The 5,981-nt window shown below is 62.3% G+C and carries 9 protein-coding genes; 7 read left to right on the top strand and 2 right to left on the bottom strand.

Features of this window, described 5'->3' with window-relative positions:
- The first annotated feature begins 809 nt into the window (after positions 1–809).
- Both E3O47_RS14240 and E3O47_RS14235 read left to right on the top strand, forming a co-directional pair.
- Entirely contained in the window at positions 810–1,463 is a 654-nt protein-coding gene (locus E3O47_RS14240; protein WP_347232589.1) for an MFS transporter, read from the top strand.
- 379 nt (positions 1,464–1,842) lie between these two features.
- Positions 1,843–2,391, top strand: coding sequence for a suppressor of fused domain protein (locus E3O47_RS14235; protein ID WP_166785407.1), 549 nt, complete (start codon positions 1,843–1,845; stop codon positions 2,389–2,391).
- A gap of 224 nt (positions 2,392–2,615) precedes the next feature.
- On the opposite strand, the gene E3O47_RS14230 is transcribed toward E3O47_RS14235, so the two are convergent.
- Complete coding sequence (locus tag E3O47_RS14230; protein ID WP_134420989.1) at positions 2,616–3,083, bottom strand: hypothetical protein; 468 nt, start codon at positions 3,081–3,083, stop codon at positions 2,616–2,618.
- A 225-nt stretch (positions 3,084–3,308) separates the two neighbouring features.
- Between E3O47_RS14230 and E3O47_RS14225 the strand changes: the two genes are divergently transcribed.
- From E3O47_RS14225 to E3O47_RS14220, 3 genes are all read left to right on the top strand, one after another.
- Positions 3,309–3,773 (top strand): cytidine deaminase, encoded by a 465-nt coding sequence (locus E3O47_RS14225; protein WP_198411527.1) that lies wholly within the window; start codon positions 3,309–3,311, stop codon positions 3,771–3,773.
- A gap of 44 nt (positions 3,774–3,817) precedes the next feature.
- Positions 3,818–3,940, top strand: a complete 123-nt coding sequence (locus tag E3O47_RS16835; RefSeq protein ID WP_277870376.1) for a hypothetical protein — start codon at positions 3,818–3,820, stop codon at positions 3,938–3,940.
- A 150-nt stretch (positions 3,941–4,090) separates the two neighbouring features.
- A complete protein-coding gene (locus tag E3O47_RS14220; RefSeq protein ID WP_134415245.1) occupies positions 4,091–4,360 on the top strand; it encodes a hypothetical protein in 270 nt (89 codons plus the stop codon).
- A 49-nt stretch (positions 4,361–4,409) separates the two neighbouring features.
- Here the strand turns inward: E3O47_RS14220 and E3O47_RS14215 are convergent, their stop codons facing one another.
- Positions 4,410–4,910, bottom strand: a complete 501-nt coding sequence (locus tag E3O47_RS14215) for a hypothetical protein (RefSeq protein WP_134415244.1) — start codon at positions 4,908–4,910, stop codon at positions 4,410–4,412.
- 144 nt (positions 4,911–5,054) lie between these two features.
- On the opposite strand from E3O47_RS14215, the gene E3O47_RS16285 reads away from it, so the two are divergent.
- Together E3O47_RS16285 and E3O47_RS14205 are read left to right on the top strand one after the other, a co-directional pair.
- On the top strand, positions 5,055–5,186 hold the full coding sequence (locus E3O47_RS16285) for a GntR family transcriptional regulator (RefSeq protein ID WP_241986217.1): 132 nt from the start codon (positions 5,055–5,057) through the stop codon (positions 5,184–5,186).
- 179 nt (positions 5,187–5,365) lie between these two features.
- On the top strand, positions 5,366–5,806 hold the full coding sequence (locus E3O47_RS14205; RefSeq protein WP_134420987.1) for a hypothetical protein: 441 nt from the start codon (positions 5,366–5,368) through the stop codon (positions 5,804–5,806).
- The last annotated feature ends 175 nt before the right edge of the window (positions 5,807–5,981 follow it).

The following is a 5,981-nucleotide window of genomic DNA, read 5'->3' as shown; positions in this document are numbered from 1 at the left end:
GCCTGGCCCAGCAAAAACAAGGCATCCAAAGAGGTCGGCGCCTGGATCGAGGACCGCTACAACCGGCGCCGCCGACACACCTCCCTCGGCCAGGTCAGCCCCGTCGACTACGTATCCGCGACATGTCACGCGAGATCGGGAAACTTATCCACGATGAAGCGATGCCCTCCGCCACACCAGAAGGCATCCGCATGAGTGCCACCCTCACGTTGTTCGAGGTCGTGAACCACGACGCAGCCCCGCGAACATGAGTAGCGGCTACCTCGAGGTACTGCGCACGACCGGCGCACTGAGGGTCTTTGTCCCCGCGCTCGTCGGGCGACTCTCGTTCGCCATGGTGACCTTAGTGCTGCTCTTCGCGGTGCAGCGAAGCACGGATTCTTTCGCGGCCGCCGGCGCGGCTACGGGCGCTTTCGGGCTCGCGAACGTGATCGCTTCCCCGTACCGCGCACGATTCGTCGACCGACGCGGACAGCGGTTCGCACTCAACTCGCTAGCCATGGCCTTCGCTGCCGGTCTCGGCGGCATTGCTGCGCTGACAGCCCAGCCCGACCCTTCGTCAGGGGCGCTCGTTGGGCTCGCGGCCATTGTCGGATTGTTCCCTCCACCGCTCGGTGCCGCGATGCGTGTGCTCTGGGGTTCGCTGACAGCGTCGGGAGCACTGCGGACGAAGGCGTACAGATCGATGCGGTCTGTGAGGAATTACTGTTCACGACGGGCCATTGATCGCGGCGGCCATTCTCAGTGCGGCATCGCCGACGGTCGCACTTCTCGCTACAGCCACGGTGGCGCTGGCCGGAACCCTCGGCATGACAAGCAGCTCGGTGTCGCGACAGCACGTTGCCGTCACCGCTTCCCCCCGGAAGAGTTCACGGCCGTTACGACAGAGCGGGTTCGTCGCAGTGTTGATCGCGCTACTCGGCGTGGGAGTCATACTCGGGACCGTGGAGGTGGTCGCACCCGCAATCGCCGACAGACAGGGATCGGTCGGCGTGGCCGGTTTCCTTCTCGCCTCTTTCGCCGCCGGAAGCGCAGTCGGAGGCCTGCTCTACGGCCAGCGAATCTGGAGGAGCTCGCTCGTAAAACGACTACTCATCTCGGTCACAGTCATGACCGCGCTGTGCGCACTCCTCACGACAATTGAGTTTGTCGCGGCCCTCGGCTTCGGACTCGCTGCGGTGGGCTTCTTCCTGGCCCCGTCACTCGTGACCGGCTACTTACTCGCGGACGACCTCACCGCTGCAGAGGTGCGCACCGAGGCATCTAGCTGGATCAACACGGCAGTCAACGCTGGTGCCGCCGTTGCCGCCGTCATGGTGGGGTTAGCCATGGACGCCGTAGAGCCCCGTCTTGGATTCATCATCGGCGGCGGAATGGCCCTCATCCTCGTGATGGCCGCCTCCGTGCCGCTGCTCAGAAACTCCAAAGCCGCGGCCGTCGCGGATCAATTGCAATCGGCGTAGATGAAACGAGAACCCCAGCACCGCGATGGCGAGTGCCCGTAGGACGTTCCCTTAGATCCTCGCTGAGCATCCGGTCTCACACACCGTTTGCTCGAACTCCGAGTGGTCTCGTCGATGCGAAATTCTGTTCGGCGTGAGCCAACTGGATCGAAGTGGTCACAGACGGTGACGCCAATTGAGGATATGGTACGTCCACGTTTGGCCGCAGCCGGTCGAGTTGCCTAAGTAGGCTCCGTCCGGGAATCTTCTTGGACCACAACCGCACGGTGTTGCGGCGGACACCAAGAAGACGAACCGCGCCTCGCCTCGCCGCGCCGCGCACGAACCTCGCGGAATTCTGAAAGCCATGTTCACAGCCAGACAGATCACGCGTCACACCATGACCGCTTTCGGCGTTGCGCCTTCTGTCGAGCCCAAGATCCTGCTCTCTCCGGGAGGGGAGGAAGGCCTGCCGTCGCTCAACCTGATCGAATGCGATAACATCCCCCAGTTCGGCGTGACCTCCTACGCCACTATCGGAATGAGTCAGTACACGAACCTCTCAACCGGTGGCGGGAAAAACCTCGGGGTAGAACTCCTGGCTGCGGCTGGAAGCAATTGGAAAGTGATCCAAAGCGGTTTGATCGGAAGCGCACTCAATATCGCCTCCGGCAAGCATTCAATTTGGCCAGACACGATCTTCCCTGACGTGATGTCGGGATTTGATCAAGCCGTTTCAGTGCCACACGCACTGTTTGTATTGCCTTTTCTCTGGAACGACATTGAGGACCTGGAGTCGGACGACCTGGTCATCACGTGGCTCATGATGGTCCCAGTTTCCGATCAAGAATTTCTGTTTGCCGAGCTGAATGGGGTCCAGGCCTTGATCGCCCGGCTCCTCGAGGCCCAGCCAGACGTCTTTAACCTGATGCGACCCTCGGTGATCTGAGTCCAGAGGCCATTGCTGCGCTTGCACAGCACGATTTGCCGAAGGTTCATTAAGGTGGCGGCGGCCCGTCCCAGGCGCTGCGTCTGACAGCTTCTAGGAGGTTCCGCCGGTGGCGTCGTAGAAGCGACCTCACCGGCGTTCCGGTAGAGGGTTCGACGACAGGGCCTACGAGCTGCACCAGCTCCGCACCGAAGTCGCCACCCTCCGGGACAAGGTGGACGCCCTCACCCCTGAGGTTGAGTGAGGTAGGGGCGGTTCGGACGCACTTCCAGTGACACCTGCTGGGGCTCCTGCGGACGGTCGCTCACCCAGACCTGGTAGTGGTTCTCACTGCGGACACCGTACAAGGTGCAAACCCCCGTTTCGGAGAACGCCGTCGGCGGCCGCTGGCAGGTGCCCTCCACCGAGAATCTGAGGCCCACGCCCGTCGCCATGCGCTCCAAGTCGTGGACGCTAACGGGGGTGTCCGTCACCCACCGCCGGAAGATGCTCGGGCACGGGTTCGTGCTCATACACAGGAACTGTTCGCGGCGAACCGTGTCGTTCACCTGCTCCCAGTCGGCGGGGACAGCCAGCTGCGTGGCCTGCGCCTCGAGGGCTTCGGTGACCCGGTTTTCCAGGGGGAACACGACGAGAAGCGCGGCGACACCCAAGGCCATCAGCCCGGCCGCGACGGCACCCAGAACCTTCACACCATCCCCCAATGCGCTCGGCCCCGCCGCGCCTGCAGTGTAGCGCGCAGGATACGCCGTTGTCACTGCTTCGCTGGCCCACGCTCCCGGGCGGGAGGCACAGCCGACGCGGCCGTGCACGGCTCACCCCGCAGGTAGAAGCAGGGCAGCACCGCCCGCTGACCCTCCCCCTTGCGAGTAAGGCATGCAGGAGGTGCATCCGGTCCAATCCGTAGGATTGCACTCATGCTCCCCAACGTTGAACTCGCGGTGCCGACGGCCGAAGACCTTGAGCTCGTTGAGCTCGCAAGAGAAACCATCGACGCGAACACGGATGCCGGGCCCGACGAAGATGGTGCACACACTATGGGCGCGGCAGTTCGAGAAGCGGACGGCCGCATGTTCGCTGGGGTGAATCTGTTTCATTTCACCGGCGGTCCGTGCGCCGAGCTGGTTGCACTTGGCGCGGCGCGTGCACAGGGCGGGCGAGAAATCACGACAATCGTCGCTGTTGGCAATCATGGGCGCGGTGTCGTCGGCCCGTGCGGGCGTGACAGGCAAGTCCTTTTCGATTACTACCCGGGCATCAGGGTGCTTCTACCGACCGCCGAGGGCGTTCGCGTCGCCACCATTGAAACACTGATGCCGTTTGCCGCAGCATGGACCATGGAGGGCGGCACTCAGTTGTTCGACGAGGAGCGTTTTCGCTAACGTCGAGCGGAATTGAATGGGGATCGATAGTGAGAAGCTGCCACGTGATGCTGACACGCGGGCGCAAGTGGGGTGCTCTCTTGGTGTTCTCAGGGATTGCACTCTCCCTCACCGGTTGCCACACCGAGTACCACGGATACGACAGCGGGATCGATGGCACGCTGTGAAGACAGATCGCCTCCTTCGAAGACCCATTGAGCCGGAGCCTCTACCAGCCTTCAGTAAACGAACCGGTACGCTACCTCGACTCACTCCGGGGCGAGCGATGGAGCGGTTCGGTTGCGTCAACATCCGATCTTGATCTTCGGGAGGGCGGTGTGGTCCTCTACGACATCTCCTCGACGGATTCTGCTGCCGAAGTTTCGGTCTTCATTGCTTCCGGACCTCGACCCGATGTTTTAACCGATGATGGTCAGCACTACAACGGCCCAAGCCAGGTATTCACGTGTTACCGGGTGGAAGCCGCCTTCTCCTCGGGAGCGGCGCCTTCTGTGGGTCGAGTCACGTTTGATGACTGCCCGGCGGCCCTCGTCGAACTGATGCCTGAAGGCGCGGCGTTCGCCAGTGGCGAGGTATTCGACGGCTGACAACGCATCTAGGTCACGCCCGCAACTCCTAGCCGCCGTGATGATGCCGTTAGATCTTGATGCCGCTGGCCCTCGCGAAGGGTCGGTGCGGCCTCGGGCCACTCGAGGTGTGCGCGTTCGACCTGATGTACATCAGAGTGAAGGACGCCACCGCGACGAAAGCGAGGATGCTGGCAGCGCCACCGAACCCCACGGTCGCTGTCTGGCCGAGGAAGGCGAACAGCCCCAGTCCAGGGAGGACCGCACCGATGCCCGCGATGACCCCCTGCACGACACGTGGACGCTGCAAGCGATGATCGATGATCCAGAGCGCTAAAGAGGCACCAACAACTGCGGCCAAACTGAACACGAGACCACCAAATGTGCTGAGCATAAGTTCAACCATGAGGGAGGGGGCCGCAACTTGGGGATGGGCCAGTGCGGCAACGAGATGTGCCCCGGTGGCCAGGGCTGCGGCTGAAGCCACGCCGAGAATAACCCTCAGCAACATTGTGAACACGACCGCTTCCGGATTGCAGACGGCCGCATCTTGTCGATTCAGTCTCCCCATGGGAGACAGGATCGCACATGCTCGCGGGCCGGGCAGGAATTCCCATTAGACGTTCGCAACTGGCACCCGGAGTGAGTGATGCATTGTTCTATTGGTCTGTAGAACATGTTGTTTCGGGTGGATCATGCGTCCAGGGTTTCGCTTGTGGAGCAGATCGCTGTTCAAGTGCGCGCCGCGATCCTCAATGATGAGCTCAAGCCCGGCGAGCGTCTTCCACCTGCTCGCGAGTTGGCCACCGCGTTGAGGGTCAATATGCACACCGTGCTCCGCGCCTAGGGCGAGTTGCGCGATGAACGCATAATCGAGATGCGCCAAGGCCGTGGAGCCTGGGTCCGCCAGGACATCGAACCCGGTTTCGTCCGATTGACCGAGCTCGCCGAACAGTTCCTCACCGAGGCACGGAAACTGGGATTGTCCCAGCCCGAGATCCGTCGACTGATTGAAGGAAGCTAGCTATGGATGCAGGCAGTTCCGGCCAGACACGCGCTCGTGACGTCATCGCTGCGGTCACGCTTTGGGCGCCTCTCGCCGTTGTCGTCACGACTTGGCTCCTCTGGCGCGAGGAGCTTCCGACCGAACTGCCCCGTCAGTGGGACAGCGATGGGGTCAGTTCGACCTGGCCGACGGGGTCCGCGATCGTTCTCTTTGCCTCGGTGTGCTTCGGTTCTGCCCTCATCGCATCCTTCGCGCTCCGTCAGGGCGCGGCCGCCGGGCGCCGCAAGACATATCTGTGGAGAGGGTTCGCGGCCGGCCTGGCATGCGGATCCTGGCTGATGGTTGCCGGATCAATAATCACCTCCGGCACCAGCACCGAACCGCACGTCGGAGCATGGCTCCTGCTTCTCATGGCGTTGATGGGTTACGTCCCCGTGAGTGGTGTGGTTTCCCGCTCTTGAGTGTTGCTTCGTCAACGTGAAGAGCCACCGTGGGATGGTCAGTGAGTGCCGATCAAAGAACTCACGAAGGACACCACACGATGGCTCTAGACCAGTCTGCCCTGCTTGACCTGCTGGGAGAACTCAAACTCACCGATGTCACCGACCGAATCCGCGTCGCGACCGAAACTCTCTA

The organism is Cryobacterium sp. TMT2-17-1, assembly GCF_004402765.1.
Classification (GTDB): Bacteria; Actinomycetota; Actinomycetes; order Actinomycetales; family Microbacteriaceae; genus Cryobacterium; species Cryobacterium sandaracinum.
The sequence above is the reverse complement of the archived record's forward strand: the minus strand, read 5'-3'. Positions and strand labels throughout refer to the sequence as shown.